3 protein-coding genes are annotated in these 3,211 nt (G+C 71.7%); all 3 read left to right on the top strand.

Going from position 1 to position 3,211, the window contains the following annotated elements:
* Positions 1-1,069 (top strand): helicase HerA-like domain-containing protein (locus I5I_RS00110; RefSeq protein WP_036314729.1); only part of this gene is annotated, 1,069 nt, incomplete at its 5' end.
* 74 nt (positions 1,070-1,143) lie between these two features.
* Positions 1,144-2,703, top strand: a complete 1,560-nt coding sequence (locus tag I5I_RS00105; protein ID WP_036314726.1) for an SDR family oxidoreductase — start codon at positions 1,144-1,146, stop codon at positions 2,701-2,703.
* Positions 2,704-2,712: 9 nt separating this feature from the next.
* A partial coding sequence (locus tag I5I_RS00100; RefSeq protein ID WP_036314723.1) for a GNAT family N-acetyltransferase occupies positions 2,713-3,211 on the top strand: 499 nt, incomplete at its 3' end.

The following is a 3,211-nucleotide window of genomic DNA, read 5'->3' as shown; positions in this document are numbered from 1 at the left end:
CAAGGACGAGCTGAAGGCGCTCGGCGGACTGTCGTCGGCGACCGCCGGCGTGATCCTGCGCAAGCTCATCACTTTCGCCGACGACGGGGCCGACGTCTTCTTCGGCGAGCCGGAGTTCGACGTGCGCGACTTCCTGCGTACTGCCGCCGACGGGCGCGGCGTGATCTCGCTGCTGGAGGTTCCGGGCGTCGCCGACAAGCCGGCCCTGTTCTCGACGTTTCTCATGTACCTGCTGGCGGAGCTGTTCGAGATCCTCCCGGAGGTGGGGGATCTCGACACACCGAAGCTCGTGTTCTTCTTCGACGAGGCCCACCTGCTGTTTCGCGATGCGTCGAAGTCGTTCCTGTCCGCCATCACCCAGACCGTCCGCCTCATCCGCTCCAAGGGCGTCGGCGTGTTCTTCGTCACGCAGACGCCGAAGGACGTTCCCTCCGACGTGCTCGGCCAGCTGGGCTCACGCGTGCAGCATGCCCTCCGTGCCTTCACGCCCGACGACGCCAAGGCGCTGCGGGCGACCGTCGGCACGTATCCGAAGAGCGGTTACGACCTCGAACGGGTGCTGCAGGAGCTCGGCACCGGAGAGGCGATCGTCACCGTCATGAACGAGAAGGGCGCTCCGACCCCGGTCGCCTGGACCCGACTGCGCGCGCCGCAGGGCCTCATGTCGCCGACCCCCGACCCCGACATCGAACGAGCCGTGCACGCCTCGCCGCTGCTGGCCCGTTACGGGACGCCGATCGACCGGGAGTCGGCGCGCGAGATCCTCACCGCGAAGATGAACGCCGCCGCCGAGGCGGACGCCGCGGCCACGCGGGCCGAGGCGCAGGAGCAGGCGGCGAAGGAGCAGGAGAAGCAGCAGGCCGCGCAGGCGAAGGCGGATGCCGCCGCCGCGCGCGAGCGGCAGAAGGAGTACGACCGGATCCTCCGCTCCACCGGCGACTCGACGCGGACGACGCGCACGTCGCGTTCGTCGCAGAAGTCGCCGCTCGAGCAGGTGCTGAACTCGAAGTCGACCCAGACGATCCTCAACTCGGTGATCCGAGGACTGTTCGGCACCGGCCGCCGCTGACGTTCGCCCTTGCGGGCGAAGAGCCCGTGCGCAAGGGGATGCGCCGCGGGCAGCGGCCGTCTAGCGTGACGGACATGAGCGAGCTGTCGAGCCCCACCGGCCGGGAAGAAGAGCTGCGCGCCGTGCCGCGCGCAGACGGCACGGCGCCGCGTGCGCTCGTGCTCGGTGCGACCGGCTACATCGGGGGACGGCTGGTGCCGCGGCTGATCGCGGCCGGTTACCGCGTGCGCGTGCTCGTGCGCGACGCGGCACGCCTGAGCGCGTTCTCCTGGGGCGACGAGGTCGACGTCGTGGTCGGCTCGGCCGTCGACGAACCGGCGCTCGCGCAGGCCTGCGCCGACGTCGACGTGCTCTACTACCTCATCCACTCGATGTCGGCTGGCGCCGGTTTCGAGCAGGCCGATCTCGCCGCCGCGCGCGCCGTTGCGACGGCGGCTGCCGCGGCATCCGTCGCTCGCCTGGTGTACCTGGGCGGACTGCACCCGGAGGGCGTGCCGCTGAGCCCGCATCTGCGTTCCCGGGTCGAGGTGGGGGAGGTGTTCCTCGCCAGCGGTGTGCCCACGCTCGTGCTGCAGGCCGGTGTCGTGATCGGGTCGGGTTCGGCCTCGTTCGAGATGATCCGCCACCTCACCGAGGTGCTGCCGTACATGCCCGCCCCCAAGTGGGTGCGCAATTTCATCCAGCCGATCGCCGTCCGCGACGTCATGCACTACCTGCTGGGCGCCGCGCGCGTCGCCGCCGACGTGAACCGCGCCGTCGACATCGGCGGACCCGACGTGCTGCGCTACGGGCAGATGATGAACGGCTACGCGGTCGAGGCGGGCCTGCCGCAGCGGCCGATCGCGCCCCTGCCGGTGCTCACGCCGGGACTGGCATCGCACTGGGTGAACGTCGTCACACCGGTGCCGCGCTCGATCGCGCGCCCGCTCATCGCCTCGCTGCAGAACGAGTGCGTCATGGACGACCACGACATCGACGCCATCATCCCGCCGCCGGCGGGCGGCCTCACGCCCTATCGCCGGGCCGTCGCGCTGGCCCTGGGGCGCGTCGCGGCCGACAGCGTGGAGACGAGCTGGCAGGATGCCGAGGTCAGCGGCGTGCCATCGGATCCGCTGCCGTCCGACCCGGAGTGGTCGGGGCGCACCGTGTTCACCGACGTGCGCACGGCGACGACGACCGCGAGCCCCGCGCGGCTCTGGGAGGTCATCGAAGGGATCGGCGGCGAGAACGGCTGGTACTCCGCGCCCGTGCTGTGGGCGCTGCGCGGCTGGATGGACCGGGTCGTCGGAGGCGTGGGGCTCGTGCGCGGACGGCGCAATCGCAGCCGCGTGGCCGTCGGCGATGTCATCGACTTCTGGCGTGTCGAGAAGGTCGAGCCGGAGCGACTGCTGCGCCTGCGTGCCGAGATGAAGGTGCCGGGTCTCGCGTGGCTCGACCTCGGCTGCGAGCCGGGCGCCGACGGCGGCGCCGTGTACCGCCAGCGCGCGGTCTTCTTCCCGTCGGGGCTGTCGGGCCGGTTGTACTGGCTGGCGGTGCTGCCGTTCCACGGGTTCATCTTCCGGGGGATGGCCAACCGCATCACGGCGGCGGCGGAGCACGCGGATGCCGCCGAGCACGTGGATGCTGCGGCCTAGACTCGCGCCGTGGCCCATCTGCGTTCTTTCCGCCCCGGCGACGAGCCCGCCCTCGCCGAGATCTGCCTGCGCACCGCCGACACGGGCAGCGACGCCACCGGCATCCTGGACGACGACGACATCTGGGCGGCCGTCTTCGTGCTGCCCTACGTCGCGCGCCACCCCGAACTGGCCGTCGTGGTCGAGACCGACGACGGTCGGGTCGCGGGCTACGCCGTCGCCACCGACGACACCGATGGGTTCGAGGAGTGGTTCCAGCACGAGTGGTGGCCGCGGTTCGCGGAGCGCTGGCCGAAGCCGGCGGCCGACGCGGCGACCCGCCAGGATTCCGTGCTCGCCTACGCGTACGGACGTCGCCCCGGTGTGGAGCCCTTCGCGCGCCACTACCCCGCGCACCTGCACATCGATCTGCTTCCCGAACTCCAGGGCCAGGGCTGGGGGCGCCGTCTGATCGAGGCGCTGCGGGACAGGCTTCGGGCCGCGGGCGTGCCGGGGGTGCACCTGGTCG

The sequence above is a fragment of the Microbacterium sp. B24 genome, from assembly GCF_000333415.1.
Lineage (GTDB): Bacteria > Actinomycetota > Actinomycetes > Actinomycetales > Microbacteriaceae > Microbacterium.
This window is presented reverse-complemented; position numbering and strand designations above follow the sequence as displayed.